Annotated in this window: 27 protein-coding genes; 17 read left to right on the top strand and 10 right to left on the bottom strand. The window is 60.6% G+C overall.

Features of this window, described 5'->3' with window-relative positions; all coding sequences use genetic code 11:
* Positions 1 to 22: 22 nt before the first annotated feature.
* Together HMPREF2565_RS09975 and HMPREF2565_RS09980 are read left to right on the top strand one after the other, a co-directional pair.
* On the top strand, positions 23 to 409 hold the full coding sequence (locus tag HMPREF2565_RS09975; RefSeq protein WP_046648617.1) for a hypothetical protein: 387 nt from the start codon (positions 23 to 25) through the stop codon (positions 407 to 409).
* Positions 351 to 920, top strand: coding sequence for an HAD-IA family hydrolase (locus HMPREF2565_RS09980; protein WP_049156695.1), 570 nt, complete (start codon positions 351 to 353; stop codon positions 918 to 920). The genes HMPREF2565_RS09975 and HMPREF2565_RS09980 overlap by 59 nt, the downstream gene beginning before the upstream one ends.
* Here HMPREF2565_RS09980 and HMPREF2565_RS09985 read toward each other — a convergent pair.
* Complete coding sequence (locus tag HMPREF2565_RS09985) at positions 917 to 1993, bottom strand: ROK family protein (protein WP_046648615.1); 1077 nt, start codon at positions 1991 to 1993, stop codon at positions 917 to 919. The two genes, HMPREF2565_RS09980 and HMPREF2565_RS09985, sit on opposite strands and share 4 nt — an antisense overlap.
* A gap of 97 nt (positions 1994 to 2090) precedes the next feature.
* On the opposite strand from HMPREF2565_RS09985, the gene HMPREF2565_RS09990 reads away from it, so the two are divergent.
* Both HMPREF2565_RS09990 and HMPREF2565_RS09995 read left to right on the top strand, forming a co-directional pair.
* Complete coding sequence (locus HMPREF2565_RS09990) at positions 2091 to 2660, top strand: LOG family protein (protein ID WP_049156802.1); 570 nt, start codon at positions 2091 to 2093, stop codon at positions 2658 to 2660.
* A gap of 70 nt (positions 2661 to 2730) precedes the next feature.
* Positions 2731 to 4392 (top strand): DUF885 domain-containing protein, encoded by a 1662-nt coding sequence (locus HMPREF2565_RS09995; RefSeq protein WP_070702518.1) that lies wholly within the window; start codon positions 2731 to 2733, stop codon positions 4390 to 4392.
* A gap of 47 nt (positions 4393 to 4439) precedes the next feature.
* On the opposite strand, the gene HMPREF2565_RS10000 is transcribed toward HMPREF2565_RS09995, so the two are convergent.
* A complete protein-coding gene (locus HMPREF2565_RS10000; RefSeq protein WP_371441015.1) occupies positions 4440 to 5486 on the bottom strand; it encodes an AbrB family transcriptional regulator in 1047 nt (348 codons plus the stop codon).
* Positions 5487 to 5502: 16 nt separating this feature from the next.
* On the opposite strand from HMPREF2565_RS10000, the gene HMPREF2565_RS10005 reads away from it, so the two are divergent.
* Positions 5503 to 6279: a TSUP family transporter gene (locus tag HMPREF2565_RS10005; RefSeq protein WP_371441016.1), complete on the top strand. Its 777-nt coding sequence runs from the start codon at positions 5503 to 5505 to the stop codon at positions 6277 to 6279.
* On the opposite strand, the gene HMPREF2565_RS10010 is transcribed toward HMPREF2565_RS10005, so the two are convergent.
* From HMPREF2565_RS10010 to HMPREF2565_RS10020, 3 genes are read right to left on the bottom strand one after another with little or no spacing between them, the layout of a single operon-like run.
* Complete coding sequence (locus HMPREF2565_RS10010; RefSeq protein ID WP_071407270.1) at positions 6276 to 8465, bottom strand: ATP-dependent RNA helicase; 2190 nt, start codon at positions 8463 to 8465, stop codon at positions 6276 to 6278. The two genes, HMPREF2565_RS10005 and HMPREF2565_RS10010, sit on opposite strands and share 4 nt — an antisense overlap.
* Positions 8458 to 9072: a sugar O-acetyltransferase gene (locus HMPREF2565_RS10015; protein ID WP_371441017.1), complete on the bottom strand. Its 615-nt coding sequence runs from the start codon at positions 9070 to 9072 to the stop codon at positions 8458 to 8460. Before HMPREF2565_RS10015 ends, HMPREF2565_RS10010 begins: the two co-directional genes overlap by 8 nt.
* A 23-nt stretch (positions 9073 to 9095) precedes the next feature.
* Positions 9096 to 10238 carry a Fic family protein gene (locus HMPREF2565_RS10020; protein WP_046648684.1) on the bottom strand — a complete coding sequence of 381 codons (1143 nt, stop codon included), beginning with the start codon at positions 10236 to 10238 and terminating at the stop codon, positions 9096 to 9098.
* A gap of 82 nt (positions 10239 to 10320) precedes the next feature.
* Between HMPREF2565_RS10020 and HMPREF2565_RS10025 the strand changes: the two genes are divergently transcribed.
* From HMPREF2565_RS10025 to HMPREF2565_RS10055, 8 genes are all read left to right on the top strand, one after another.
* Positions 10321 to 10857 carry an NADPH-dependent FMN reductase gene (locus HMPREF2565_RS10025; protein WP_046648604.1) on the top strand — a complete coding sequence of 179 codons (537 nt, stop codon included), beginning with the start codon at positions 10321 to 10323 and terminating at the stop codon, positions 10855 to 10857.
* 5 nt (positions 10858 to 10862) lie between these two features.
* Positions 10863 to 11555: an SDR family oxidoreductase gene (locus HMPREF2565_RS10030; protein ID WP_053089091.1), complete on the top strand. Its 693-nt coding sequence runs from the start codon at positions 10863 to 10865 to the stop codon at positions 11553 to 11555.
* 80 nt (positions 11556 to 11635) lie between these two features.
* Entirely contained in the window at positions 11636 to 12322 is a 687-nt protein-coding gene (locus HMPREF2565_RS10035; RefSeq protein ID WP_046648600.1) for a LysE family translocator, read from the top strand.
* Positions 12303 to 12581: an RNA-binding S4 domain-containing protein gene (locus HMPREF2565_RS10040; RefSeq protein ID WP_046648682.1), complete on the top strand. Its 279-nt coding sequence runs from the start codon at positions 12303 to 12305 to the stop codon at positions 12579 to 12581. Before HMPREF2565_RS10035 ends, HMPREF2565_RS10040 begins: the two co-directional genes overlap by 20 nt.
* The gene (locus HMPREF2565_RS10045) at positions 12581 to 13285 is read left to right on the top strand and encodes a VOC family protein (protein ID WP_070517092.1); all 705 of its coding nucleotides are present in this window, start codon (positions 12581 to 12583) and stop codon (positions 13283 to 13285) included. The genes HMPREF2565_RS10040 and HMPREF2565_RS10045 overlap by 1 nt, the downstream gene beginning before the upstream one ends.
* Positions 13257 to 13550, top strand: a complete 294-nt coding sequence (locus HMPREF2565_RS13540; RefSeq protein WP_080975120.1) for an MGMT family protein — start codon at positions 13257 to 13259, stop codon at positions 13548 to 13550. Before HMPREF2565_RS10045 ends, HMPREF2565_RS13540 begins: the two co-directional genes overlap by 29 nt.
* Before the next feature lie 2 nt (positions 13551 to 13552).
* Entirely contained in the window at positions 13553 to 13903 is a 351-nt protein-coding gene (locus HMPREF2565_RS10050; RefSeq protein WP_049156726.1) for a DMT family transporter, read from the top strand.
* Entirely contained in the window at positions 13900 to 14208 is a 309-nt protein-coding gene (locus tag HMPREF2565_RS10055; protein ID WP_049156727.1) for a DMT family transporter, read from the top strand. Before HMPREF2565_RS10050 ends, HMPREF2565_RS10055 begins: the two co-directional genes overlap by 4 nt.
* A gap of 41 nt (positions 14209 to 14249) precedes the next feature.
* Here the strand turns inward: HMPREF2565_RS10055 and HMPREF2565_RS10060 are convergent, their stop codons facing one another.
* Positions 14250 to 15524, bottom strand: a complete 1275-nt coding sequence (locus HMPREF2565_RS10060) for an HNH endonuclease signature motif containing protein (protein WP_071407272.1) — start codon at positions 15522 to 15524, stop codon at positions 14250 to 14252.
* 291 nt (positions 15525 to 15815) lie between these two features.
* Between HMPREF2565_RS10060 and HMPREF2565_RS10065 the strand changes: the two genes are divergently transcribed.
* Entirely contained in the window at positions 15816 to 16583 is a 768-nt protein-coding gene (locus tag HMPREF2565_RS10065; RefSeq protein ID WP_141745906.1) for a hypothetical protein, read from the top strand.
* Positions 16584 to 16683: 100 nt separating this feature from the next.
* Entirely contained in the window at positions 16684 to 17286 is a 603-nt protein-coding gene (locus HMPREF2565_RS10070; RefSeq protein WP_046647030.1) for a zinc metalloprotease, read from the top strand.
* A gap of 1 nt (position 17287) precedes the next feature.
* On the opposite strand, the gene HMPREF2565_RS10075 is transcribed toward HMPREF2565_RS10070, so the two are convergent.
* Both HMPREF2565_RS10075 and HMPREF2565_RS10080 read right to left on the bottom strand, forming a co-directional pair.
* Positions 17288 to 18130 carry a PrsW family intramembrane metalloprotease gene (locus HMPREF2565_RS10075; RefSeq protein ID WP_049156732.1) on the bottom strand — a complete coding sequence of 281 codons (843 nt, stop codon included), beginning with the start codon at positions 18128 to 18130 and terminating at the stop codon, positions 17288 to 17290.
* Entirely contained in the window at positions 18130 to 18621 is a 492-nt protein-coding gene (locus HMPREF2565_RS10080) for a hypothetical protein (protein ID WP_049156735.1), read from the bottom strand. The genes HMPREF2565_RS10075 and HMPREF2565_RS10080 overlap by 1 nt, the downstream gene beginning before the upstream one ends.
* Positions 18622 to 18663: 42 nt before the next feature.
* Between HMPREF2565_RS10080 and HMPREF2565_RS10085 the strand changes: the two genes are divergently transcribed.
* Both HMPREF2565_RS10085 and HMPREF2565_RS10090 read left to right on the top strand, forming a co-directional pair.
* Complete coding sequence (locus HMPREF2565_RS10085) at positions 18664 to 20580, top strand: M13 family metallopeptidase (RefSeq protein ID WP_071407274.1); 1917 nt, start codon at positions 18664 to 18666, stop codon at positions 20578 to 20580.
* A 13-nt stretch (positions 20581 to 20593) separates the two neighbouring features.
* Positions 20594 to 21403 (top strand): alpha/beta hydrolase, encoded by an 810-nt coding sequence (locus tag HMPREF2565_RS10090; protein ID WP_246819143.1) that lies wholly within the window; start codon positions 20594 to 20596, stop codon positions 21401 to 21403.
* 2 nt (positions 21404 to 21405) lie between these two features.
* Here HMPREF2565_RS10090 and HMPREF2565_RS10095 read toward each other — a convergent pair whose 3' ends face one another.
* Together HMPREF2565_RS10095 and HMPREF2565_RS10100 are read right to left on the bottom strand one after the other, a co-directional pair.
* The gene (locus HMPREF2565_RS10095) at positions 21406 to 24699 is read right to left on the bottom strand and encodes an arabinosyltransferase domain-containing protein (protein WP_071407275.1); all 3294 of its coding nucleotides are present in this window, start codon (positions 24697 to 24699) and stop codon (positions 21406 to 21408) included.
* 31 nt (positions 24700 to 24730) lie between these two features.
* Positions 24731 to 26677, bottom strand: a complete 1947-nt coding sequence (locus HMPREF2565_RS10100; RefSeq protein ID WP_071407276.1) for a galactan 5-O-arabinofuranosyltransferase — start codon at positions 26675 to 26677, stop codon at positions 24731 to 24733.
* Positions 26678 to 26685: the final 8 nt, after the last annotated feature.

Consider the following 26685-nt stretch of genomic DNA (forward strand, 5'->3'; position numbering starts at 1 on the left):
GGTTGGTGGGAGAATTTCTTTTATGACTACAACGCGCCTGATGCTCATTTGCGGTGCCCTGGCCGGCCTTGTGATCGCATTGGTCGGCGGCACGTGGCTGGCGGCAACGAACATGGCGCTGGGAACCTTCTTCTTTGCTCTTGCCGTCATGCTTGGTCCGTTTGCAGGACTTGCCCTCTTGTTGGGCGCGGCTGCGGCATCGACGGCGCTGAGCCGCTCCTTGTTTAGCGTGGGCGGCTTGTTCCTCGTGGGAGCGATCTCGACGTTGTGGGCCCACGGCACGCTGTCGCTTCCGCTTTTCGTGGCGGGCACCCTGACCGGCGCTATTGCGGTCTGGCTACACTGGGCGCATGGCCACTTTGCTCTTCGACCTCTACGGCGTGCTCATGCGGCCCGCTGGGAACGCTGAGCTGGAGGATTATCTCCGTCCCGAAAACCCGGAGCACTTTTGGTCGCTCTATGAGGAGTTTCGCCCAGCTTATAATTCTGGGCACCTGAGTGATTCGCAATATTGGGGGCGCATCCGCGCGCTGACTGAACTGGACTCCTTTGACGTCAGCCACGCGACCGAACTGGACACTGAGCGCCTGCTGGTTGCCGACTCACAGGTAGTTCGTGCGGTGCTAAACCTCATCGGTCAAGGCCACAGCGTCGGCATCCTAGCGAATGTGCCGGCGGTACTGGGAACCCGGATCCGCCAGACGCAGACCTGGCTTCAGGAATGCGCCGCCGTGACGCTGAGCTGCGATATCGGGGTAGCTAAACCAGATCCGGAGGCCTACCTCGTGGCCGTCGATGCCCTGGGCGCGCAGGCCAAGGACACGCACTTCTTCGATGATCGGCCCGACTTCGTCACTGGCGCGCAGCGCCTCGGGCTCAAGGCCCACCTTTTTACGGGCATCAATTCGATCCCTTTTTAGGCAGCTTTCGCCTCGCGGCCGAGCTCCAGCGGTACGCGCAGCAGTGGATCGAGCGCCACAGCGCGGGTACAGGCGCGCACAATTTCGGTGTGCGAGGGGATCATGCGCAGCTCCACTGGGTGATCGGTGGCCTGGCGCACGGCGGAAGCAAAGAGCTTCGGGGCCGCCGGATCATCCGAAAAGGCACCGCCGGCCACAACGAGAGTATCGGGCGTGTGCTCCGTCAACAGCTCAGCGGCGGTGGTGCCGAGGGAGCGCGCGCGGTCGTCGAGAAGCGCTCGCGTCTGATCGTTAGCATTCGCCACCACGTCTGGGAATGAGTCTCCGCCGGTCTCATTCAGTATCGCCTGCGTGGCCAGGGCGTCAGCACCGTCGAGTTCGAGCTGCACAATTTCATCGCCGACTGTGAGCGCAGCACCGACGGAGTCATCCGCGTAGAGCACCATGACGGGCTTTTCCGCGCCCAGCTCCGCGGACTGCGTCTCGGATCCCAGGATGGCGGGGATGACGGAAGACACGACAACCGGAACGCCGAACTGGTACTCCAGACGGCTGGCGATGTCCATCTCGTCCCAGCCCAGGTTGTGGGCAGTGATGCGTCCGGCCTCGTTGACGCTTCCGGAGGTGGTCACGCCGACTGAAACCAAACGGAGATCCAGGCCGGTCATGAGGCGATTGACACCAGCGATGATGTGCTCGATGACATCGCTTGCACTCAAACGCGAAACCGGGGTAGCCACGTCTTCCTCGCGGAGGGTGCGCCCCTTGGTATCGAAGAAGGCGATGTGGGTAAAGGCGGTACCAACCGCAATGCCGGCGAGCATCCAGTTATTATCCGCTACCTCTAGGGGCACGGTGGGGCGTCCGCGCCCGCGGGACTGAGTCAAATCCGTGCGCTCGCGAATCAGCCCAGCGCCCAGCAGCGCGGCAGTGGCGCGGGTAATCGTGGGCTGGGATAGCCCCGTGGCTTCGACAAGTTCACTGCGGGTCACAACGGGATTGAGTCGAATGATGTGGAGGCACTTCGCCGCCGGGGTGCGGGGGCGAGTGAACACGGGACCAGATTTAATCATGGCGCAAGTATAAATTCACCAGACCGCATTGTCTAATAGAAATTGGGATTCAGTAGACATCATAGTCTAGAAGTGTGCCTGCGTTAGAGTGGTGTTCATGGATTCTGTTGCTGTGTACTGCGGCTCCGCCGTCGGAAACTCTGAAGCCTATGGCCAAGCCGCACACCTTTTGGGGGAGGAGCTCGCGCGGCGCAACCTCACCCTGGTCTATGGCGGCGGTGACGTGGGCCTGATGGGCATCGTCGCGGATTCCTGCTTGGCAGCCGGCGGCACCGTCATCGGAGTAATCCCGCGGCAGCTCGTCGATTACGAGATGTCACACCAGCGGGTAACCAAGCTCGAGGTCGTGGACACCATGGCGCAGCGCAAGACGCGTATGGAGGAACTCGCGGATGCCTTCGTGTGCCTGCCGGGCGGCGTGGGAACTCTAGAGGAGCTCACCGAGGTGCTTACCCTGCAACAATTAGGCAACCTTGATGGCCCGGTGGGCCTAGTAGACGTCAACGGTTTCTGGCAGCCGTTTATAAACATGTACTCCGCAATGGTGCAGGAGGGGTTCGTTCAAAAACGCTTCCTCGACGCGCTCGTGGTCAGCCCGTTTCCAGCTGAAGTCCTGGATCAATTTGCATCATGGACGAGCCCGGGAAGTAAGTGGAGCAACAATTAGCTAACAACCTGGTAAATAAGGCGGCGCTGGGTTGGCCCAACCCCCTGGATCTTCGTTAGACTTCGCCCTTATGAGTTTTGACCAGAACGCAGAGCGCCAGCCTTCGCTGCTGGACGCGTCGTGCGATAACTTCGTCCACGACCTCGCGCAGCTCACGCCCACCGCTGCCACCGCGTGGGGAATTCCTGGCTTCGACGGAGAGTTGGAAGATTTCTCCCCGGAGTACTACTCCTCCGTGGCGGATCGCACTCGTGAGATGATGGCGGATCTCGATGCCCTCGATGACACCACCGACGAATCCGACGATGACGACGATTTTGACGAGGTGGACTACGTCACCGCCGCCGTCTTGCGCGACCGTCTCTGCCTGGATCTTGACCTGCACCATGCCGGTGAGGACATCCGCTGCCTTAACAACATTGCCTCCCCGGTGCAGACCATCCGCGACACCCTCATGCTCATGCCGAAGGACACCCCGGAACAGCTTGATGCGTTGCGTTCGCGCCTGTCGAAGGTGGCAACCTCGCTCAACGGCTACAAGGAGTCCCTCACCGAGGCGGCCTCGCGTGGCATGGTCGCGCCGCAGCGCCAGATCTCCGATGTCTTCGTGCAATGCGAGCGGCTTGCCGACGCCGGCTCCATGCTCGAGGACCTTGGCGTTGAGGGCCCAGAGGTGGACGCGGCTAAGGAAGCCTTCGGCGAGTTCGCCGATTGGCTCTCTAACGAGCTGCAGCCGCAGGCACCATCGCAGGACGCGGTGGGCCGCGAGCGCTACGAGCGCTTCTCCAAGCTCTTCGTCGGCGACGCCGTGGACCTCGACGAGGCCTATGAGTGGGGCATGGACCAGGTGCGCTCCATCAAGGCGGAACAAGAAAAAATCGCCCACGAGCTCTACGGCTCCGACGTCACCGTGCGCGCGGCCATGCGCAAACTCAACGAAGAGGAGCGCTACCAGCTGCACGGCACCGACGCGTTAGTGGAGTGGATGCAGTCCACCGCGGACCGCGTGATCAAGGACCTCGACGGCACCGCCTTCGACATCCCGGAAGCGGTTAAAGAGATCGAGTGCTGCATCGATCCGGCAGGCACCGGCGGCATCTTCTACACCTCGCCTTCTGACGATTTCTCCCGCCCCGGCCGCATGTGGTGGTCCGTACCGGCTGGCCAGGAGCTTTTCCACACCTGGCAGGAACTAACCACCGTCCACCACGAGGGCGCGCCGGGCCACCATCTGCAGATTGGCGCCGCGCTGACCCAGCCGGACCTCAACCTATGGCGCCGTGCGGTGACGTGGAACTCTGGCCACGGTGAGGGCTGGGCTCTGTACGCTGAAGCACTCATGGCGGAGCTGGGATACATGGATGATCCGGGCTTCCGCATGGGGCTTCTCGACGCCCAACGCTTCCGCGCCGCCCGCGTCGTGGTGGACATCGGACTCCACCTGGGCAAGGCGTTGCCGGAGTGCACCGCGTCCGGCGTCTGGGACAAGTCCCACGTCAAGACCTTCATGCGTGAGAACACCGCGATGGATGACGCCAACCTCTCCTTCGAGGTCACCCGTTACCTGGGCTGGCCGGGCCAGGCGCCGTCGTATGCCTTGGGCCAGCGCCTGTGGCAGCAGACCCGCGACGCCGCAGTCGAACAGGGGATGGACGTACGTGACTTCCACTCCCAGGCATTGGCCCTAGGTTCTGTGCCGATGTCGATCCTGCGCGAGACGATTCTGGACTAGCTGTCAGACTCTTGGATTTATCCACACCTGACTCTTGGATTTATCCATTAGCGGCGGAATAGCCGCAAAATCTGCGGCAGGTAGCCGGCGATGACCAGCACGATGATGAGCCGGATAATCTGCACGGCCACCACGGCTGGGCCCGCGCCTCCTTCCGCAGACAGCGCAAGCACCGTCTCCAGCGCGCCGGGTGAGGTGGCGAGGTAAGCCTCGAAGTAGGTTATGTCCAGCCATGCGGTCAGAGGCAGTGCGGTCAATGCGCACACGCCGATCACGACAACGATAAAGAGGATCGTCGCCGGTAGCTGCTTGGCGAAGGCCCGCAGTGCCGGTACCGAAAGCCCACCACCGCAGACCCAGCCGATGGACATAAAGGCCATGATCTTGAACACGTAGAGCGGCTCCAGTGTGTGGCCGGCTGGAATAACCTGCGCAACCAGCACCGTCAAGATGAGCGGCCCCAAAACAGCAGCAGCTGGCAAACGCACCAGCTTGCCCAGCTGTTCACCAACCACAGCGATGGCGAGAGTCAGCAGTACGATCCACCACGTGACCTCGCCGTCAACGCTCATGTCGACACCGTGACCAGCGGGGGCATCCAACAACGACACCACCAAAGGCAGCGACACCGACACCGCCAGAAGGCGCAGGTATTGCGTCAGCGCCACGTAGCGGTAGTCCGCGCCGAGCTCGCTAGCTAGTGCCGGCATGAGGGAGGCCCCGCCCGGCAGCATCGACAAAATACCCGTCTCCCAGGAAATATCCTTCGGCTGCGAACGATGCAGCAGAACACCGCCAGCGACGCCGATTAAAACAGTAATGAGTGACATCGTCACCGCGGCTGGCACAAAGCCGATGAGGGTGGAGGCAGGAACTAAGGTCAAAGGTATGCCCGCCATCATTCCGATGAATCCGCGGGCGACAGAATAAAAGTGCTCATTAACGGCGAGTTCTTTGCCCGTCGTCAAGGCCATGGCTCCCGAGACCACGATGGCGCCGAGGATCCAGGCTGCGGGTACGTGAAGGTAGCTAAACAATGCCCCCAGTGCTGCAGACCCCGGGGCCACGATGACCCATCTCGTACGAACAGACATGGAATCGAGTTTAATGATGGACATGGATTTCGGATTAAGCGGTTGGGCGATTCTCACCATCGGCGCTGCCGTGGCCGGATGGATCGATGCCGTCATTGGTGGCGGCGGGCTCGTGCTCATTCCGCTCATCCTGGCGGTCGCGCCCCAGCTTGCGCCCGCCACAGCCCTGGCCACGAACAAGGTGGCGGCGGTCTCTGGAACGGCCTCTGCTGCCGTCACGCTCGTCAAGAAGGTCCGCCCGCCGAAGGGCGAGCTCATCCGTATGGGCCTTATCGCCCTCCTATGTTCCGGGCTCGGCGCTGCAGCAGCCGCACTCATGGACAAGGACGTCATGCGGCCGGTCATCATCGTGCTCATGGTGGCAGTCGGCATTTTCGTGGCCTTTCGCCCAGACTTCGGCAGCGGCGAAGGGGACGGTATCCGTGGCGGCTGGCGCACGTGGACCGGGTTAGCCGCCGTGGCGGCCATTGCCTTTTACGACGGTATTTTTGGGCCCGGCACCGGCATGTTCCTCATCATGGCCTTCACCGCCATCTTTTCCCAGAACTTCCTTACCTCCGCCGCGATGTCCAAGGTGGTCAACACATGTACCAACGTCGGCGCGCTCGTGGTCTTTATCGTGGGCGGGCACGTGGTATGGGGCCTAGCACTTGTTCTCGCAGCAGCAAATATCATCGGCGCGCAGCTGGGTGCGCGAACAGTGCTCGGCGGCGGTGCGAAGCTCATCCGCTATGCACTGCTCACTCTCGTCGTGGTGATGAGCGTGTACCTGGCCTGGCAGCAGTGGGGTTAAATCCGGTTCTTCGTCTTTGCGGTTGCTACCGCATTCCACGGATCCTCCGGCCACGGGTGCTTGGGATAGCGCCCGCGCATGTCGGCGCGCACCCCGGCATAGGGCCCAGACCAGAAGCTCGCTAGATCATCGGTGACGGCAAGTGGCCGGCCGGCGGGGGATAACAGATGAAATTGCACGCGATGGCCGCAGTATTCGGGAGACTCCGCCAACCCGAAACATTCCTGCAACTTGATGGAGACCACTGGGCGCTCGCCGGACCAATCGATCCTCGCAGCACGTCCGGACGGAACCGATAACCGTTCCGGCGCGAGCTCATCCAAGCGGCTAGCTTCGGGCCACGGCAGCAGGCGCTGCAGCGCCGGATACATGTCTGGGCGCTTACCGGAAGCCAGTTCATACAGCTCCGGCTCCAGCCAGCTCAGATCATCACCGTCCACGTCCGGCCATGGCTCACCGTATGCAGCGTGTAAGTGCCGCATACGTTCCCGCAGGTTCTGGGCCTTCTCGCTGAAGTGAAACAGGTTTAAACCCTGTCCGGAGTTGCGTAGTGCCTCCACCGCCTCATCACCGGAGACCTTCACTGGGGTTTCCGACAATACGATGGCGCCTGCCGCACGCACACGGATTCCCCGCACTTTGGAGCCGTCGAGAAAAGCCCGCGTCTCTTCGGTCACGCCGATGATCTCGAGCGCGTCCTTCTCCGCAATGGGCACTGCTTCACGAATGATGGCGTTTCCAGATTGCGCCAACGACACCTCAGCCACCGCCAACCACTCGTGACCATCCTCGAGAAACCGCGCGCGGGTGCCACTCGCCAACAAATACTCCTTGTCACCTACGCGCTTAGCCACGAACTCCGGGAAGGCAGTAGCGACCACCACGCCTGGGTCCACCGGACCTTTGTTGGGCACCAGGCGGGCAAGCCGCTTCGGATCCGAATCATCCAGGCGGGCAATCGTCTGCGCCGCCCCCGCACCGTACTTCAACAGTGCCGCGCCCCACCGTGGGTGCGTCGGCAGCAGCGCCAGTTCTTCGCCAGCGTTGAGCAGATCTAGGGTGCGGTGGGCGTCGGCAAGCGCGGGCCCCGGTGGGGGATCCAGCAACGGGAAGTCCGGTCCCGCGCCCCAACAGTCCATGAACAACGCCGCCTGCGTGAGGTCCGCGGAAAGGATCTCTGGAATCACGTGCGGAGAAAAGTGCTGGTAGTCCTCCTGCGAATAGCAGCGGACGACGGTACCCGGCGCCTCACGCCCGGCACGTCCGGCGCGTTGGTCGGCGCTGCTTTTCGACGTCGATACTGTCACCAACCCACTCATCCCGCGCTGCACATCCCGCTTGGGGACGCGGGACAACCCAGCATCGACGACGGTGCGCACACCCGGCACGGTCAGCGAAGATTCGGCGATGGACGTGGCGACGACGATGCGCTGTTCTCGCGTATACAGCGCAGCGTCCTGCTCCTGCGTGGTTTGGCGGCCATGGAGCGGAAAAACGTTGTGGCCGCTCAAGGCATCACACACCAGGTTGACCTCGCGAACTCCCGGCACAAAGACCAGCGTGGACTCGTGCTGCCGCGCGGCAACCCTCGCCACGCCTTTCCAAAAGTCTCGATCTCCCGCAGCGCGCCCCGGAATCGGTTCATAGGAGATGTTGAGCGGATATGTAACGGCCTCAGTGGAATGGATCGGCGCCCCTCCCATGAGCTGGGAGAAGCGGGAGGCGTCGACAGTCGCGGACATGGCAATGACCCGAAAATCATCGCGGAGCTGCGCCAACTCCAAGCACATGCCGAGTACGAGGTCAGTATCGAGCTGGCGTTCATGCACCTCGTCGATGGCTACGGCGGAAATTCCTTCAAGTTCCGGATCCCGCAGCAGGCGGCGCAACAAAACACCTGGGGTAACAAACTCGACGTCTGCGCCTTTGCGGGAATCACCGCGCACCGCATAGCCGATGCGCTGGCCTGACAACTCTTGAAGGCGGTTTGCCGCAGCACGCACAGCTACGCGGCGCGGCGCGGTGACGAGAACCTTGCCCTCTACTTGGTTAGCCAGCGCCGGCGGAACGAGCGTGGTCTTACCCGTGCCGGGCGGAGCCTGGACTACGACGTGACCGGCGGAAGGCAGAGAATCGATGGTCTCTAGGACGGGTAGCCCCTTGCCGATCGCCTTGAGATCAAACATCGAGATCCTGGCGCTCCCACCTATCTTCGTTGTCCTCCAGCGTGCGCACCACACGACCGGGTTGACCCAGCACCAGTGACCTATCCGGGATATCTGTGGTGACCAGTGTGTTCGCTCCAACGACACAATCCTCGCCGATGGTCACGCCCGGCAGCACCGTGACGTTGGCGCCGAACCACGTGTTGCGTCCGACGCTAATGGGCTTCGCAATCTCCCAACCTTCTGCTCGCATCTCATGGTCGTTGACAGGATGCCCCACGGTAATAAGCGAGCAGTTCGGACCGATCATGACGTGGTCTCCGAGGGTTACAGGCGCCTGCGCCAGGATTGTCGCACCAAAGTTGATGAACACGTCTTTTCCGATGGTCACATTGCAGCCATACTCGACGTTGAGCGGCGTGTGCAGCCCGGGAACCTCGGACTCGGGCGACAACAGTTCCCGCAAAATCTCCTTCGCGCGCTCTGGGTTGGTGTTTTGCAGCTCATTGAGCTCCTTGGCCAGCAGGAAGCCGCGTCGATGTTCGGCGCTAACCTCCTCGTTGACACTGGGCATGAACCACTGCCCGCTGGTCATGCGTTCAAAGGATCCTTCGTCTGGGTGATGCATGTCAGCCATCCTATTCCCTCCTCTTAGTCTCGAGTCAGAACATCGAGAGCGGCACGGTGAAGGAAAACCTTGGAGCGGCCTTGTTGGATTTCTTCTAGGATTCCTAAATCTACGAGATGCGCCAGCCACGCGCTGGCGGTTTGGCGTTTGACGAAGCCCGTCTCTACCACGTCAGTAATGCGTACATAGGGCTTGATAAGAATGAGCTCGGCCATCTCGAGGGGATGGTTAATCACGCCCGCAGAACGTATTCGTTGCGCAGTGTTTTCCTGGATAGCCCGAAGCTGGGTAATCATCGAGGAGGCGTCGGCAGCCGCTGCGTGAACGCCGCGGATCATAAAAAGAAGCCAGTCTTCCCATGCTCCCTTAGCTGTCACAGCGTTGAGATGGCGATAGTAGTCTGCTTTGTTTCCGACGATATACCCGGACAGGTACAAAACCGGCAGCTCAAGAAGATCTTCTTGGATGAGGTAGAGGACGTTAAGGATTCGTCCAGTGCGCCCATTGCCATCGTAGAAAGGATGGATTGCTTCAAATTGATAGTGAAGCAGTGCCATCTTTACAAGGGAATCAACGTCGTGGCTGCAATATATATAGTCCTCCCACGCTGCGAGATGGTCCTCGATAATCTCCCTTCCTTCAGGTGGGGTGTAGAGCCTCTCCTTCGTTACAGGGTTACCGATAAACGTGCCCGGAAGTGAACGCACCTCGGCCTGAGTATCTAGAAGGGTGCTGCATACGATTTTTGCTGTCTTTTCTGATAGAGGTCGCTGCGATAGTGAGGAAAGTCCAGCGTGGAGCGCGGCGTTATAGCGAAGAGCCTCCTTGGTGGCAGGAGTCGGCTCGGCATCGACGTGCCACGCCGCACGGAAGAGCTCGTCATTAGTGGTGACGATGTTCTCAATCTCGGAGGAAGCACGAGCCTCACGCAGTGGAATCGTTGAGGTGATGATCTCCGGGTTAGGGATGAGCTGGCAGGCCGTACGCAGTTCAGCCAGTTTTTCCTTAGCATCGATGATGGCCTTAAGCACGGGAACGGTTTCCACCACTTCTGCAGGGGGGAGGGGTGGAAGCTCATTGTAGGGGGTGTCCGGGCTATAGGTTGGCATGGTAAAAGAATAGACATGTTGAGCAGATATGTCGATTTTTTTCAGAATTTTCGACATATCTGGATGACTTGTCGATTGCGTCGACATATCGGCGTACCCTCAGACGTTGACGTGTTAACAAATTAAGAAAGGCATCCTTATGGCGAAAATCGGCATCATCCTCGGCTCTACCCGCGACGACCGCGCCGGACTGGCCATCGCCCAGTGGGTCACCGACCTCGCTCAGGGGCGCGACGTGGACTACGAGCTCATTGACCTCAAGGCCTTCGACGTTCCGATCCTCACCACCTCCGTCATTCCTATGGCGGCAAACAAGAATTACGAGGATCCGCAGGTGCAGGCTTGGTCCGATGCTGTCGATTCCTGCGACGGCTATATCTTTGTCACCCCGGAGTACAACCACTCCGTGCCGGGCGCTTTCAAGAACGCCGTCGATTCCCTCGGCGCCGAGTGGGTAGGCAAGCCGATTGCGTATGTGGGCTACAGCTTCAGCGGCGGCATCCGCGCGGTAGAGGCGTGGCGCCTCATCATGGCGAACTTCTCTATGAAGCAGCTGCGCACCCAGCTGGATATCTCGCTGAATACCGACATGAAGGATGGCACCTTCACCCCGGCTGATTTCAAGGCCGGGATCGTCGAAAACATCTGCGCCGAGCTGGAAGAAGTCCTATCCTAGGGCGCATGGAAAAGGTAGCAGTCGTCACAGGAGCATCGTCGGGGATCGGGGAGGCGTCGGCAAGAGCGTTGGCGGCCGACGGTTGGCATGTTGTCGTCGGTGCGCGTCGCGTAGAGCGCCTTGAGGCCCTCGCGAAGGACATCGGCGGCGAGGCGCACGCCCTCGACGTAACCTCGGACGAGTCCGTGGCTGAGTTCGTCTCCCACCTCGACCGCGTGGACCTCTTGGTCAACAACGCCGGTGGCGCGAAGGGCTTGGAACCTCTCGTGGAGACCACCGTAGAGGACTGGCAGTGGATGTACGACGTCAACGTCCTAGGCACTGTCCGTATGATCCAAGCCCTCATGCCGAAGCTGCGGGGTGGGCTCATCATCAACATGGGCTCCGTTGCCGGTTGGAACGTCTACGAGGGCGGCTCCGGCTACAACGCCGCTAAGCACGGTGTGCGCGTGATTTCCCGTGCACTTCGTATCGAGGAGCACGGCGTTCGTGTCACCGAACTCGACCCGGGCCGTGTAGCCACGGCGGAGTTTTCCCTCAATCGTTTTCGGGGCGACACCGAACGTGCTGCACAGGTGTATGACGGCGAACTCAACCTCACCGCAGAAGACATCGCTGAGGCCGTGCGTTGGGTGGCCTCGCTGCCGGAGCACGTCAACATTGACACCATGACCATTAAGCCGCGCACGCAAAGCTAAATTACCTGTTTCGCTGCAGGTGAGACGCCTCTTATAGTGGCATGCGTTAGTGAAAACACATGTGAGTATGGGGGTGTTAGATGGCATTCAGCGCCATAGTGGCCTTAATGGGTGTGTGGTTCGCGGCGATGGCCTCGCCAGGACCAGACGTGGTGCAGATTATTCGTTTGGGTGCACGCTCTACGCGCGCGGCGGTGTGGGCCGCAATCGGTAGCACCACCGGCTTGATGATGTGGACCGTTGCTTCGCTAGCGGGGCTTACCGCATTGATTTCGGCGCACCCGGAAATCCTGGTGGCGCTGCAGGTTGCCGGCGGCAGCTATCTGCTGTGGATGGCTTTTTCTGCCATCAGCGGTGGCATCAAAGAGCGCCGTGCACCGGCAACTATGAACCCTCAACCGCGCGGGTTCACCCCGGATGGCATCATCAGACTCGGCACGGCGTACCGCATGGGCCTGGTCAGCGACCTTTCCAACCCCAAGGTTCTGATTTTCTTCGGCGCTATCTTTGCCAATTTTATCGATCCGGACATGGGCTTGAGCGCCAATGCCACGGTTGGTTCTGTGTTGGTTATAGAAAGCCTCATTATTTTTGTTGGTGTCGCGCTGTGTACTCGTGCGGTGTCGAAGTGGATGGCGAAGAACTCCGCCAGTGTCGATATCTTTAGTGGCGTAGTGTTTGCCCTGCTTGGCGTCATCATTCTGGTGGAGGGACTGCTCAGTGCAGCCGCTGGGTATGCTGGTCAGCATGCTAGAAGTCTCAATTAAGGGAGAATCCATCAAGCTCGGCCAGTTCCTCAAACTGGCATCCTTGGTCGCCACCGGGGGTGAGGCCAAAGAACTTATCGAGCAAGGCCAGGTCACCGTCAATGGGGAAGTGACTAAGCAGCGCGGTGCAACGCTGGCGCTTGGCGACGTCATCTGCGTCTCCGACACCTGCGCCCGCGTCGTCGAAGACGACGACGATTATTTTGATGAGGCCACCGCCGATGATGACTTCGACCCGGAGAAGTGGAGGAACCTTTAATGCCCGCCTTTGAAGCAGAAGTAGGAATGCCCTACTGGATTACTCTGGCTAGCTCCGACGTGAAGGCTTCCGAGGAGTTTTATTCCGCCGTGTTGGGCTGGGAATTCGAAGAGGGCATTGCCCGTCTGGAGGGCCTGCCGATCGCGGAGATCGTCCCTGGCCAAGACACTTGGGCAACGTACTTCCTTTCCCGCGACTTGGAAGCCGACTGCGCCCGGGTAGAACAACTCGGCGGCAAGATCCTCGCATTAGGCGCGCCGTTGGCGCTTGTTCTGGACAACAGTGGTGCCATGTTTGGTTTGACGCAGCCGGAGCTCGACCGCTTCGTTGCTGGCGGCGAGCCGGGGACCCCGGTATGGCACGAGCTGACGGTCTCGGAGAATTTCCACTCGACGTTGGACTTTTATGGCGAGCTCTTCGACTGGGAAATCCGTGGTGATGAGCACTACGCGGTTGCAGAGGAGGAAGGCGCTGCCTTTGCCGGGTTCTGGCACGCGGAGGGCTTGCCGAGTTTCTGGCAAACCTACCTGGGCGTGCGGGATATCGACCAAGCGGCGAAGGCTGTGGTGGATAACGGCGGAAAAATCATTCGCGAGCCCCACGATTCACCATTCGGCCGCCTGTGCCTGATCGAGGATTCCACGGGCGCGACTCTGACCTTGTGTGAGGTCGAGGATGCCCCCGAAGAACCCATCGAACTCTAGGGTTACGGAGGTCGTGCGCCGCATACCGCCCGGCAATGTCTCCACATACGGAGAGATCGCAAAAGTGGCGGGCGTCGGCCCGCGGTATGTGGGCTGGGTGATGTCGAAAAGCACAGATCTGCCCTGGTGGCGGGTGGTTAACAGTACCGGCCGCGCCCACACTTCCGCCGCCCAAGTCCATTGGGATGAAGAAGGTATCCCACACCGTGGGGACCGCGTGATCCTTTCGAAGTGCGGTCTGGATGCGGCGGATCTGGGAGGGTGAAAGTGCGCGCTTGGCTCCTTTTGAGCATCGCCATCGTCAGCGAAGTGGTCGCGACTTTATGCCTCAAGGTGGCGCTGGAGCACCCCGCCGTCTATGTCGTGGTGGTGGCGGGCTACGTCGTCGCTTTTTCCGCCCTGCACCAAGTGTTGCGCTGCGGCATGCACGTGGGTGCGGCCTATGGCATCTGGGGCGCAACCGGCGTGGTGCTTACCGCAGGGTTGTCCGCGTACCTCTTTGGCGAACAGCTCACGCCGCTCATGTTGGTGGGCATGGGGTGCATCATCGTCGGCGTGGTCTGCGTTGAAATGGGCGGCAGGGAACCGAAGACCACGCTCGTGGAGGTGGATCCTTGATCTGGTTATCCCTTGCCATCCTCATCGAAGTCGCCGGTACATTGGGCCTGCGTATGCTGGCCGTTCATGGGCAGAAGGCGTGGGTGGCGTGGGTCGTCGTGGCCTATGTGTCCTCCTATGTTTTCTTGTCGTTGGCTCTCCGTCAGGGCATACCGCTAGGTGTGGCCTATGGAATCTGGACTGCCTGTGGCGTGGCGCTTACTGCTCTTTTATCCTTCCTGCTTTTCCGCGAGCCTTTCACTTGGCTTAAGGGTTTAGGGGTCGCGCTGATCATTGGCGGAGTGCTCCTAGTGGATATGGGGTAGAGCCGGCTATCCCATTCGTCGTTGTAAACGACGGATCCTTCCTAGAAGGGGATTTCTTCACCGCCTTCAGATTTTTTGTTCTTCGCCTTTTCTGTTTGGCGTGCGGCTTCTCGTTGTTCTTTGTCTAGCTCGGCTTTAAGCTCCTGAGCCTCGCGATGCTTCCTGGTGCGATATCCTTCAATATCTTGTGCGATGCTCCGTGCCCAGCGCTTGCGCTTAGGAGCCAGCGGCCCGGAAGGCTCTGTGATTGCCCAAGTTCCGTCCTCAAAAAGCCAGACCACATCCCCGGTATCAGGGTCCAAGATATAAAAGGCCCGTCCATCGGTTTTCATATTGTGGTGGTGCTGGCACAACGCCACCATGTTGTCCGGATGCGTTGGCCCACCATCGGCGTAGTTAATCCGGTGGTCTAACTGACACAACCACGCCGGCATTCCGCAGCCAGCGGCACGGCAGGTGCCATCGCGGCCTTCAACGTATTTGCGAACCATCGTGGCTGGTCCGTAGCTCTTAGAGGCCTCCGGCTTGGTGCTCAAATCTCTTACCGTTGTGGACTGAGCCGGGATGTCTCCCACTTGCCAGCCATGTCCTTCCACGTACACTGGGGCGTCCTCTACATCGTCGGCTTTATATGTGTGGAGCACTACTCGGGCAGCTTCTGGCTCCACCTTTCCGGTAGTGAGGAGGATCAGCGCTTCCGCCATGGACACCTCATGCTTTTCGGCTGCTGCCTTAATTGCTTCATGGATGATGATTCCGACGCTGCTGTCCACCTCGAGTTCTAGGGTGGCGCGCTGGGCGCGGGTCATCATGGAGTACCGATTCTTTGGGCGCTTATCCTCCACGGCGATGGAGTCATCATGAACCTTGACAAGGTCGCGTATCCGGCGACGAATCTGCGCGGTGGTGGGAAATACCTGATTCGGCTTAGTCGGGGTAAACCACCGAGCTAATGAGGCATCAATTGCGGCGACCACCTCCTTTGAAGGCTGGCCTAGTTTAGCCATCACCTGATCGATGGCAATCAAAGCCGCTAAATCCAGCAAATGGTTGGCATCTTGCAGAGCCTTTACTTGAGGAAGCTCGGTAAGGCGGTGAAGGCCCATGATAATGCGGGCTACCGCGCCAGCAGATTTACCGGTCTTTATCCCAAGGCGCATGCAGGCCGTATCGGCGTCCTCGTCAAGTGCGGGAAGAACGCTGGACCAGAATTCATAGTCTGCCTGGCGTACACCTTGACCTGCCACGCAGACTGGATCATTTGGATTGGAATGAGAAAAATAGGACGCATTAACAACGTCTGTAGTGGAAGACACGAAACGCGCAACCCCCCTCTTTCTTAAGTGAAATACTGAGAGGACCCGAACCCCCACTGCTCGAAACCCCTTTCGAAAAACGAGTTTATGCCACACCCTCCACGATGTCTACCCCTGTAGAAAAGTTGTTAAAGGGGAGGCGATTGAGATGGCAGATGTTGGTGAGGTGTGGTTTTAGTCGGTCTCCCGCTCGAAGCGGGGCGTGCGGGAGTCTCCTGGAGCGTACGTATGTTTGACAAATGCACCCTCACTAGGGGTTGTTAAAATTGTGACTTGAGTTAATCTATGCACGTGCTGAAACCTGCCCCGCTCATCGTTGGCCTTGCTCTTGCGGCTCTCACCGCGCCACCCGCCCATGCCCTGACGTTCGATCCTGAAAAGGTCCCACCACGCACCCAGATGACCGTGCGTTATGCCGACGGAAACTCAGTCTCCACCGGAAATGGCCATGAGTCCCGCGCCGCGCTATCCCTGGCCAAGCTATACCTCGGCATGTGGGTGCTGAAGTACGGCGCGCCGGAGGATAAAGCCCGCGTGGAGAACATGATTCGTTTCTCTGAGGACGGAACTGCCAGCGACTTAGAGTGGAAATATCCGCAGGCGATTCCCTCCATCATCGGTGAGTATCAGCTGGGGGAGACCCACCACAACGGCTACTGGGGAAATGTCACGACGTCGACGGAGGATCTCACGCGCTTCATCGGGGTGATTTCTGGCGATCCGGTTGCCGCGCCGATCACGAAGGGCATGGCGACGGCAGCGCCCACGGCGGCCGACGGTTACCGCCAGGACTTTGGCACCGCACGAATCCCGGGCATCATCGGCACGAAATTTGGGTGGTCGGATGATCGCCAAGTTCACGCGAGTGCCTCTTTTGGTCCGGGTTATAGTGTGGCGGCTAATACCTATGGTTCCCCGGCGGATCTCACGACGGATGTTCTCGGTGCGGTGGAGGTTTCTCCGCAGGCGCCGAGCTTGCCGACGCCCCTCCAAGATGCGCGCGATAGGGCGTGTGCGGAACTGAAGCGCGCTGTGCCGAGCTCGTCGCAGGTGTGCTGACCAACCAGGAAATAAGCTAAGAAGTACCTTTGCGCTTGCTAAGAAATCAATATATTCTCGGCTGTCAACGAAGCAGTTGCTAGCCCGAAAGGTATTTCTGATGCGCAAGACGTTGTCCATTTTGACCATTGCTGTTGCAGCTTTGAGCGCTGCCCCAGCAGCGACTGCGAAGAGCGACCAAACCCGTTCGCTTATTTCCCCAGGCACGTGTGCCACCATTACCAAGTTGGCAAATGAAGGAAAGCCCGTTCCGGATCCGTCTATTCTGCGCGATGCCGATTCCGTTCCTTCTTACTTCCAGAGCGGGGTCCTTAAGTACAAGGTGGCGGATGATTTCCCCTACCGCGAGCAGCTCGATGCCGCGGTAGCTGAGTGGAACGACGCGCTCGACGGGAAGGCCTCGCTTAAGGAAGTAGCGCCGTCCGAGGCTGATGAAGACACCATCGCCATCATCTACAAGCCGGAACCGAACGGTTACGTCCAAGGTACGGCCTACCCGGACCATGGGATGCTCTTCATCAAGACCGCTAACGCTCAGTACCCAGAGGCGCTCCAAGGCACTATCGCCCACGAGCTCGGCCACATGATGGGCGCGGGTCACTCCTGCGCCCACGCTCTCATGGCCGGTGCGAACCAGAATCCCATTTCTTATCATGTGACTCCGCTCGATGCGGTGGCTGTCCTGCAAGGACAGTTCGACTAGTTCACCGCAGGCTGGCCGCGCCCGGCGAATGCGAATAGGTGTCGTCGGTCTTGGCCAGGCGGTGAGCGCGGATTCCCAGGTAGATGACCGTCGGGTACATGATGAGCGCCACGAGGACATACTGCGTAACGAGCTGCCAGGTTTCCTCCCACATGTAGTTCCACGCGAAGTGGAGACAGAAGGAGAAAAACAGCGCGCCCACGCCAATGCCGAGGCGCCACCACCATGGTTTATGCGCGGCGTAGATAGCCCAGCCGATGCCAAAACCTGCGATGGCAGAGAAGCACATGTGCAGGCACGGGCCTGCAACAAGGCGCAGACCCCACATCTGGAGCATGCCGATCCAGTCTGAGGTCGGGTGCATCAGTGCACCCATCGCGGAGTACAGGCTGTTTTCCAGGACTTCGAAGCCCCAGCCCACGAGCGCACCGACGATGAAGCCGTGCCAAGGCCGGTTGAGCTGTCGGAAGCTGAGGAGGATGAAGACCACGCCGAGGGCCTTGGCAAATTCTTCCGGATAAGCACCGGCCCAGGACATCATGGATTCCTCCCAGCCCAGGCCCACGGAGAGGTCGGTCAGTGGGGAGGCTGACAGCAGCGCCAAGGTCACAGCAGCGCCGGCTCCCCAGAGCACGCTTGCCGACGCCCACCCTTTCCCCGGCCTTGCCCACATCGGACTGCGACTCCACAGGAACAGGCCCAGCGCTAAGAAGCCGACGCCGAGGATCAAGCTAACGAGGCCCGGCAGAGGAGCCACGAAGAAAATGCCGAGCAGATTAATCAGGGAAATCGGTAGGCAGAGACCAATGATGATCCACAAGGTAACGCGGAAGATTTTGCTCATCAGAAGGCCTCCATAAATTGTTGGGCAAGGTCGGTCGGGTCACCATTGGAGAAGACGATCTGATAGTTGAGATCGCCTTTAGCCACGCTGAAGGCGAAGACCGGAATAAAGCCATCCGTTTCAAGGGTGAGAATGCCTCCGGCATCTTTAACGTCTTCTTTCTTCGGCATGCCCTCGAAGCTGGTTGCGCGCACGGCGCGGCGCAAAGCGAGTGCATCGTCCTCGACGCCTTCGGTGACATAGGCCTCGACCAAGGTATCGCCGCAGTCCCAGGCCTGGTTGGCCATGGAATCATGATTTACGCTGCACGTAAGGCCCTCGATGGGTTGGCGCCACTCAGGGTCATCGAGCACCACTTCTTCCATTTCAGGTTCACGTTCCGGCAAGGCCAAGCTCAGCACAGCGGGCAGCCCAAGGACGAGCAAGGTTGCCCCGAGCACGGCGAAGAAAGGTCCCGTCATCTTCGCCGGAGGGAAACGATAAGAAGTCATGCACACCACACTAACGCGTGCTTCTGACATAGAGTGAAGTGCATGAAGGATCTGTATCAATTTGTTAATGGCCCATGGATTGAGTCCCACGTTATCCCCGATGATCGCGGTGTCGACGGCACCTTCCACGCGCTGCGCGACGAAGCCGAGGAACTCGTCCACGAGATCGTTAAGGAAGACGCTGGCCGTCCTGGGATCGTGTATTCCTCTCACATGGACGTTGAGGGAGTCAATGCTGCGGGGACGGCGCCACTTTCCGAAGATCTGGACAAGCTGGTTGCGGCTGATCCGGAGGAGCTGGCGCACAACCTGGGTATTCTGGAGCGCGAGGGCGTTGGTGCCCCAGTGACCTTCTGGGTAGAAAAAGACTCCGGCTCCGAGGACGCGGTGGCCTACATTATTCAGTCTGGTTTAGGTCTGCCGGATGAGGCTTATTACCGCGAAGAAGCTCACGCGCAGACGCTCGCTGACTACGAGAAGCACGTTGCGGCGATGCTGGGATTCTTAGATCCCGCTCGCCTCTTCGGGCTGGGCGCGGAGGTTGCAGCTACCCGCATCGTGAACCTGGAGAAGGAAATTGCGGCTGGGCATTGGGATGTGGTGGCCTCCCGTGATGCGGTGAAGACGTATAACCCGGTGGACGTCGCCAATCTGCCCAGCATCACCCGCGCCATCCTGCAGGGTGGGGGACTGCCGGAGCACCGCGTGGTGGCCATGATGCCGTCCTACTTTGAGCACCTCGAGGGCCTGTTCACCGCCGGCCGTATGGCGGATTGGCAACTGTGGGCTACGTGGCACATTCTGTTGTCGCGTGCCCCCTACCTCACCGAGGAGATCGGTAAGAAGAACTTCGAGTTCTATGGAACTAAGCTCTCGGGTGCTACTGAACAGCGTGCACGTTGGAAGCGCGCCGTCGGGCTGGCGGAAAACATGGTGGGCCAGGAAATCGGCAAGGTCTTCGTGGACAAGCACTTCCCGCCGTCCTCGAAGTCCGAGATGGATGAGCTGGTGGAATACCTTACCGCCGCCTACCGCGAGAGGATTTCGCAGCTGGAGTGGATGACCCCGGCTACCCGCGAGCGCGCGCTGGAAAAGCTCTCCCAGTTCAAGGCCAAGATTGGGTACCCGGATACGTGGCGCGACTACTCTGACCTGGAGTTTTCGCCGAAGGGTGCGGACTTGGTGGCCAATGTGCGCGCAGGCAACGCGTGGAACCACGATTATGAGTTGGCCAAGATTGGCAAGCCGGCGGACCGCGATGAATGGTTCTCCACCCCGCAGACGGTGAATGCTTTTTATAATCCGGTGGTCAATGACATCACCTTCCCGGCGGCTATTTTGCGCCCGCCGTTCTATAACCCAGAAGCTGATGCCGCGGAGAACTTCGGTGCTATCGGCGCGGTGATTGGCCACGAGATTGGGCATGGCTTTGATGATCAGGGCTCGCAGTATGATGGCCAGGGCAACCTCAACTCTTGGTGGACGGATGAGGACCGCGCGGCCTTCGAGAAGTTGACCGCGAAGCTGGTGGATCAGTTCCAAGGCCAGGTGCCCAAGGTACTGGAGGGCACTGATTCCGCAGGCGTCAACGGCAGCTTCACTCTGGGTGAGAACATCGGTGACCTGGGCGGATTGGGCATTGCCGTGGTGGCCTACAAGAACTACTGCGCCGACAAGGGCCTGGACATCAACGGTCAGGTCGCGCCCTTTGAGGCAGAAGGTGCTGAGCCTGAATTGGCAGAGCACGAGTACACCGGTCTGCAGCGCTTCTTCCTGGCGTGGGCGCGCGTGTGGCGTACTGCTATTCGTCCGGAGATGGCTACGCAGTACTTGGCTATTGACCCGCACTCGCCGGCGGAGTTCCGCTGCAACATCATCGCCGAGAACATTGACGAGTTCTACGAGGCTTTTGATGTCGAGGATGGATTGGTCCCAGAGGAGCGCGTCATCATCTGGTAGTACCCTTGGGTCCATGAGTGACTACCAACTAAGTCCGGAAAAACAGCTCGAGCAACTCTCCTCCTACATGGAGGTGCACTACCCGCTGCCGGACTTCCGCCCGCCGTGGGCAGGTGGAGGTTCGCCGGAGGCGGACCGCTACTGTGCGCTGCTGCCGGATCGCATCGTGCAGGCCTCGATGATGGTGCTGGGTTCCGCGGTGGATCACTCGCTGCCTGGTACTGCCTTCACGGAGGGGGTGCGTGTTGAGGAATCTGAGGTCGGAGCGATCTTTGTTCCCTCGGAACAGAATGGCCGTTGGGCAGTCTCGCTGCACTCCGGTGGTTGGTGGCGCGGTGACGGCAAGGCGCTAGAGATGCAGTGGCGGCCCGAAGTGGCTGCTGCGGCGCAGCTGTCGGGGACCACGATCATTGATGTGGATTATCCGTTGGCGCCCGAGCACACCGTGGCGCAGATGGTTCAGTCGGTTCAAGCGGCCGTCGATTATGCGCGCGCCCAGGGGGCAGAGCGCGTGACGGTGTGGGGCTATTCCTCCGGTGGCGCGCTCGCAGCGCTGGTGCCTGCCGACGCCCTCCTCCTCACCTTCCCCGACTTCGGTGCGTTGGCCAAGCTCCCGGAGGAGATCCGCGGCCACTATGTTCTTGATGTTGAGAAGCTGCCGGGCCTGTATTCCGACATCTTGGTCCAGACCGCAGTACAGGACGAGATTGCTGAGCGCGTGGAGATTCCCGGTGCACAGACCGCGGAGTACGTGTCGATGCACCGCATTTCTACCCCGGCCGTGGCGCGCCAGCGGGTGCGTGACGCTGCCAAGTTCCTCTAGCCTTACTGCTCGCCCTCTGGGCGAATCTTCATCTCAGAGTTCTTCCACCAGCCGGAGCGCTGAATGATTTCTTGGTCGATCTCCGCCTCCAGCGGGGCCTCGCCTTGGGAGTTGGTGCGCAGCTCGTACTTTTCAATGGATCCCCAGTCGCGCGCCCAATCGTTGTTGAGGTAGCTCGGGATCTCATAGGAGTAGTTCACTGCCTCCGCGGTTGCCAGCGCGCCACCACCGGAGAAGGACTGGAAGTCCGTGAGGGAAGTTTGCGCGGCGGCGTCGGGAAGAATGCGGAACTCCGGAATTTCGGTTACCCCGGCGTAGTGGTCAAAGGTGCGCTGGCAGGGGAACTGCAGAGCGACGGACCAGTCAAGGAGTGCCGGGGTGGAGGAATCGAATTGCGAGTTGATGGTGGCAAGCTCCGGCACGCGCGGCGGGGTAAACGCCATCCAATCATCCTCATCGGTGGAATCGTCTACCGCAACGAGGCGCACGACGTTGGCCTCGTCGGGGATCTTGTCCAGTTCGATTCGCAGGTTGCGCCACTTGGGGGTAGCACCGACGTCGGAAAGCTCGGCCTCACCCTTGTTGGTGACCTTGCCGTCCTTGAGGGTGCCGTACTCCAGGGTGAGCTCGGTGCCCTCCTGCTCCACGCCGTTGACGTCGTGGTGGTAAATCTTGCCGGCGGCAGAAACCGAGAGGATGGGGGAGTTTTCTGAGGATTCCGGCAGGTTGTACCACTGCGTGGTGATGGTGGCGGTGGAGCGCTGCGACTCATCGTAGGAGCCCATGACCGGGACCTTCGTGTAATCCAGGTTGAAGGGCAGGTGCATCTCGGAGCCGTTGACGCCCAAGGTTCCGCGCACGCCGCCGGCGGAAGAGTCGGTGACCTCGGTGGCCTTCTCCTCGGTCTCGGTGAGCTCCTTTTGCTCGTTAGAAGAAGCAGAGGAATCACCGGTGGTGTTGGCAATGGCGCCTACCGACGCCGAGTTGAGGTTCTCCGGTTCAATATCCTCCTTGATCATGTTCGGGCCGAAGCCGAAATTGTCTTCCTTCGGATCCACCAGGGAGTCTTTGAATTCGCCTGTAACCGGAGTGAGGAAAGCGTCGTTGGTGTTGGTTTCCACCAGCGTGGCATCCGCGAGCGAGCAGACATCGCCGCGTAGGGAGGCCAGGTTGCCCTTGCCCACGGAGTAAGAATCCGCCTGGGCCACGTAGCCCTTGGCAAAGGAGGCGCAGGAGAAGGCGACGATGAGGATGCAGGCCACTGCGATTGGTGCGGACATGGCGCCTGCCCAGCGGGACACTTCAGCCTTCCGGCTGTTGTGAGTAAGTGATTGGTAGAGGCCAATCGCCAGCACCACCATGCCGATGGCGAGCACCACGGTATTTGCCTCAATAGCCTTGAATTGCACCGTGCGGTCCCACCACGGGATGCCGAAGGAAGACACGTACCACCAGGCGTTCCAGCCGCCCAGGGAGATGGCCATGAGGAAAATCACCGCGGCGATGGAGAAGGTCCGGGCGCGCGGGGAGCGCATGGCGATCTGGGAAAGGACCACCGAGCCGAGCGCGGCGATAACGCCGGCGACACCGGCGTAGATGCCGAAGTGGTGCGTCCACTTCGTCGGCGTGAACATGAGGAAGAAGGCCGACAGCGCCATGATGGCTAGCAGGCGCTTGGTGGGATCTGCCTCCGCGCCCACGACGCGGTGGTCCTTAATGAAAGCGTAGATAATGAGCGCCAGGCAGAAGAGCATGGTGAACATGGCGAAGCGGCGCGTCAGGGAGCCATCCACGGAGGGCTCAAAGAGCGTGGAGTAGCGTACGAACTCCGAGTACCACGGCAGGGACGGGCCGACCGCGGAACGAACGCGAGTGGACTCGAGCACGGACGCTAACGTTTGATCCCCGAAGGCGGCAACCATGACCGCAGTGCCGCAGGCCAGAAACGGGGCGATGAGGGCTGTCCAGCCGACCTGGGAAGCGCGCGTGCCCATGATGCGGAACAGCGCGGGCAGGCAGACCAGGAAGATGCCCACCGCGGTAAGACCAGTGGGGCCTGCGGCCAGGGTAATGGCGGCGATGATGGTGCCCACGGCCGCTGGTAGGAGGCGCTGGTTGGAGATGGCGCGCTCAAAGGAGGCCCACGTCAGCATGACGCCGAGGGCCACGATGGGTTCCGGGCGGATGCCGTTGTTATACGGCAGCCAGAAAGCCAAGAACATGAAGGCCGCGGTCCAGTGCGCCAAGCGGCGCTCGTTGACGCGGGCACCGAAGCGCGGGAGCATCTCGCGCGACAACACGAACCAGATGATGAGCGCCGAGATGAGGGAGGGCAGGCGCACGATGATGGAGGCGCTGGAGAATTGCGCCAGCCATGCTACGAGGTCGTAGTAGGGAGCACCGAACGGGGCCTCGGGGACGCCGTACCAGCGGTAGTAGTTCGCCATGTAGGTCGCGTGATCGGAAACGCGGCCCATGGTGAGGATGAAGCCATCATCGGAGGTGTTGGCGCCGAAGATATACCACCAGCCGAGTACAGCAGCCACGACGCCATCCAGCGGGCGGATCTGCTTCCAGGTCTCCGGCATGAAGCCGAAGCGTTTGCCATCGAGGCGGTCAATTCGCCACAAACACACCAGGCTGATGACCACCATGGCCAAGCCCAGCCACATGGCGATGAGCTTGAGCGGTGTCGGGGAGGAGGTGAAGCGCGAGTTGATCTCGACGTGGATACGGAGGTCATCGCCCAGCGCTTTAAGGGCTTCCGGGGTGTCGTCGATTTCGGTGTAGACGCCGGTGACCTGTGGGCGCAGATCCTCATCGGAAGTTTTCTTGTGCTTGCCCAGGGTCACCGTGGTGCCGTCGCCGGTGGACTGGATGCGGAGGGTGGCGTCGTCAGGCAGCTTCGCCACTTGCTCGGCAGTGAGCGAGAAAATGACCTCATCGAGGCTGGTGACCGAGAGACCACCCTCGCCGGCACGGACAAACATGCCGCGGTTGGAGGCCTTCTTGGACTCCGGTGGCACGGTGCCGTAGAGCAGGTCCTGGCCATCGCGCAGCTTGTCGACGGCGCTCAGGGGGATCTCTGCATCAATTTCTTCCGGCGCCACCGAGATGAGCGGGGCGTTGATGGACTGCAGGGAGCCCTGCTGGGGCCAATCGAAGGAGGACTGGGTCTGGTTCACCGGCAGCAGCGGCGTGGCCACAAAGCAGAGGAACCCGATGAGTCCAGCGATGATGGCGGTGAGCCGCAGGGACTGCGGTGCACGTAATGAAGAGGTTTTCCGATCTGACACGGCGATCAGTGTACGTCACCGACGTGCCTTTTTAAGATCTGGCCGCGACGACGAAGGGGCCGATTTGTTTGACTTCCCAGCCCTTCTCAAAGACTTCCGGGTTGAAGAACACTGCGCGGTAGCGCACGTTGGGCTGGTTGGGGTAGATGTCCTCCGCCAAGTGGGTCTTGTAACCGTCACCGGGTTCTTCCATGTCGCCGCGGAAGATGAGGACGTCGGGCCCGCGCCACGGTGCGGACTCGAGGGACTGCGCGAACTCCTCCGGAGTTTGTTCCCAGGACTTCGAGGCCCACTCCTCGATTTGCAGGTTGCGGGTGCTGAACTCTCCCAGCGGGTTGGCGTAGTTGCTGGTGAAGGCGTTGAACCCGTAGTAGGGGTTATACGCCATGAAGAGCTTTTCATCCGTCAGGACAACTGTGTCGGTGGCGTCGTAGCCCTGGGAGTCGATGAACTCGCGGATCTTGGCGTAGTTGGCGGAAGAATCGCTGGTGTAGCGGTCCGCGCGCTCACCGTAGCCGTCGGTATCGGTATAGGCGTGGTCCAGGGCGGTCACGTTCGTCGCCGGAATCTGCTGGGCATAGTAAATACCACCAAGGCCCATGATGATGGCGAATACCAAGGTTATGCGCTTGCTCGTGGTCTCGGTGAAGCGTGCCGGGTAGAGCGTGGGAAGGCCCATGAGGCGGACGTCGGCCAGCGCGAGGATGCCGGCAGCGGCAAAGAGCACCGCGACGATCAGCTCGAGGCGGAAGCCCAGCAGCGTGCTGCCGGCGAGGGTCATGACCATAGAAGCCAAGATCCACAGGTAGGTGCCGACGATCGCGGTGCCCATTGACCTGATGTCGGGCTCGTCGATGCGTAGGACGAGGTAGATCAAGCCGATGAGGCTGAGAATGCCGATGACGGACAAGGAGAGGAAGGGGGCCGGGATCTGGGTTCCCTCCTCCGGCAGGTAATGCTGCGCGGTGGATTCCAGCGGGGCGGTGGCATGCAGAACCGCGTGCAGGTATGGCGCCCAGGCGATCGCGGCGATGGCCAGAGAACCGGCCGCGATAGTCGCGAGGTGTATCAGGGGAGCCCATGTACGTTCGGCCACGCAGGTGACGAGCGCAATGAGGCTGACGATGGTCAATGCCACGGCACCGGTATAGAGCGTGTAGAAGCAGGCGGAAACTCCCAGGTAGATGGCAATTCCGGCGGTGGAGAACCAGGAGGAGTTGTGGAAAGCATGCGAGCACAGCACGGCCACGGCCGGCACGCCCATGGCGATGACCGCGGAATAGGGCTCCTCAGCGCCGATGGCCAACGTCACCGCTGTGGTGGTGAGGGCAATGGCGGTGGCAACCGGCAGGGAACCGGACAGCCGTTGCCACAGGGGAACCAGGATGCACCCGGATACGGCCAGGGAGATGAGGCTCCACGGTTGGTATACCTCCCAGCCGGGCATGTTGAGGAGGTTTGCGAGGCGCCCGCCCATCCAGAACCAGCCCAGTGGGTAGAAGGTGGGCAGGCCCTCGTAGTTCATGTCCGCATAGGAACCGGCTTCCGTGGCGCGGGTCAGGAATTGGGTGCGGAAAACCTGGTCTACCTGGACGCCGTCGAGCCACAGGCGGGAGGCCGAAAGGGGGAGGCCGATACTGGTCAGCGTGAGCAGCGCTGGGGAGATATAACACACAGCGGTGGTGAGCCACGTTCGCCAGCGGGGGCGCGGGGAGGCGCCAATCACCCACCACACGCATAACGCGCCCACTAGGAGAACGGTGAGCGCAGTTCCCGCAGTGCTCAATGCGCGGGTCACCATCGACGTGCTGAACGCCGGCAGGGAGACCGTCTTGAAGGCGAAGAAACCAATGAGCGTGATAAGGCCGCCACCTACAGCGGCGGCGGCCATTCCCACGAGAGTGGCGCGACGCGTCAAGCGGTCGACGTTATATTCCACGGTGGGGGACATAGACGACGTGGCGGGAGACTCAGTCATGCACTTAG

The sequence above is a fragment of the Corynebacterium sp. HMSC072A04 genome, from assembly GCF_001809235.1.
Lineage (GTDB): Bacteria > Actinomycetota > Actinomycetes > Mycobacteriales > Mycobacteriaceae > Corynebacterium > Corynebacterium hiratae.

What these genes read in the sequence shown, in the direction of transcription:
- HMPREF2565_RS10075 (WP_049156732.1), bottom strand. Translation starts at nt 18,130, where the DNA reads ATGAGCAAAATCTTCCGCGTTACCTTGTGGATCATCATTGGTCTCTGC.
- HMPREF2565_RS10100 (WP_071407276.1), bottom strand. Translation starts at nt 26,677, where the DNA reads ATGACTGAGTCTCCCGCCACGTCGTCTATGTCCCCCACCGTGGAATAT.
- HMPREF2565_RS10035 (WP_046648600.1), top strand. Translation starts at nt 11,636, where the DNA reads ATGGCATTCAGCGCCATAGTGGCCTTAATGGGTGTGTGGTTCGCGGCG.
- HMPREF2565_RS13540 (WP_080975120.1), top strand. Translation starts at nt 13,257, where the DNA reads ATGCCCCCGAAGAACCCATCGAACTCTAGGGTTACGGAGGTCGTGCGC.
- HMPREF2565_RS09980 (WP_049156695.1), top strand. Translation starts at nt 351, where the DNA reads ATGGCCACTTTGCTCTTCGACCTCTACGGCGTGCTCATGCGGCCCGCT.
- HMPREF2565_RS10020 (WP_046648684.1), bottom strand. Translation starts at nt 10,238, where the DNA reads ATGTCGAAAATTCTGAAAAAAATCGACATATCTGCTCAACATGTCTAT.
- HMPREF2565_RS10005 (WP_371441016.1), top strand. Translation starts at nt 5,503, where the DNA reads ATGGACATGGATTTCGGATTAAGCGGTTGGGCGATTCTCACCATCGGC.
- HMPREF2565_RS10070 (WP_046647030.1), top strand. Translation starts at nt 16,684, where the DNA reads ATGCGCAAGACGTTGTCCATTTTGACCATTGCTGTTGCAGCTTTGAGC.
- HMPREF2565_RS10040 (WP_046648682.1), top strand. Translation starts at nt 12,303, where the DNA reads ATGCTAGAAGTCTCAATTAAGGGAGAATCCATCAAGCTCGGCCAGTTC.
- HMPREF2565_RS10080 (WP_049156735.1), bottom strand. Translation starts at nt 18,621, where the DNA reads ATGACTTCTTATCGTTTCCCTCCGGCGAAGATGACGGGACCTTTCTTC.
- HMPREF2565_RS09975 (WP_046648617.1), top strand. Translation starts at nt 23, where the DNA reads ATGACTACAACGCGCCTGATGCTCATTTGCGGTGCCCTGGCCGGCCTT.
- HMPREF2565_RS10030 (WP_053089091.1), top strand. Translation starts at nt 10,863, where the DNA reads ATGGAAAAGGTAGCAGTCGTCACAGGAGCATCGTCGGGGATCGGGGAG.
- HMPREF2565_RS10000 (WP_371441015.1), bottom strand. Translation starts at nt 5,486, where the DNA reads ATGTCTGTTCGTACGAGATGGGTCATCGTGGCCCCGGGGTCTGCAGCA.
- HMPREF2565_RS10015 (WP_371441017.1), bottom strand. Translation starts at nt 9,072, where the DNA reads ATGCATCACCCAGACGAAGGATCCTTTGAACGCATGACCAGCGGGCAG.
- HMPREF2565_RS09990 (WP_049156802.1), top strand. Translation starts at nt 2,091, where the DNA reads ATGGATTCTGTTGCTGTGTACTGCGGCTCCGCCGTCGGAAACTCTGAA.
- HMPREF2565_RS10045 (WP_070517092.1), top strand. Translation starts at nt 12,581, where the DNA reads ATGCCCGCCTTTGAAGCAGAAGTAGGAATGCCCTACTGGATTACTCTG.
- HMPREF2565_RS09995 (WP_070702518.1), top strand. Translation starts at nt 2,731, where the DNA reads ATGAGTTTTGACCAGAACGCAGAGCGCCAGCCTTCGCTGCTGGACGCG.
- HMPREF2565_RS10025 (WP_046648604.1), top strand. Translation starts at nt 10,321, where the DNA reads ATGGCGAAAATCGGCATCATCCTCGGCTCTACCCGCGACGACCGCGCC.
- HMPREF2565_RS10090 (WP_246819143.1), top strand. Translation starts at nt 20,594, where the DNA reads ATGAGTGACTACCAACTAAGTCCGGAAAAACAGCTCGAGCAACTCTCC.
- HMPREF2565_RS09985 (WP_046648615.1), bottom strand. Translation starts at nt 1,993, where the DNA reads ATGATTAAATCTGGTCCCGTGTTCACTCGCCCCCGCACCCCGGCGGCG.
- HMPREF2565_RS10085 (WP_071407274.1), top strand. Translation starts at nt 18,664, where the DNA reads ATGAAGGATCTGTATCAATTTGTTAATGGCCCATGGATTGAGTCCCAC.
- HMPREF2565_RS10010 (WP_071407270.1), bottom strand. Translation starts at nt 8,465, where the DNA reads ATGTTTGATCTCAAGGCGATCGGCAAGGGGCTACCCGTCCTAGAGACC.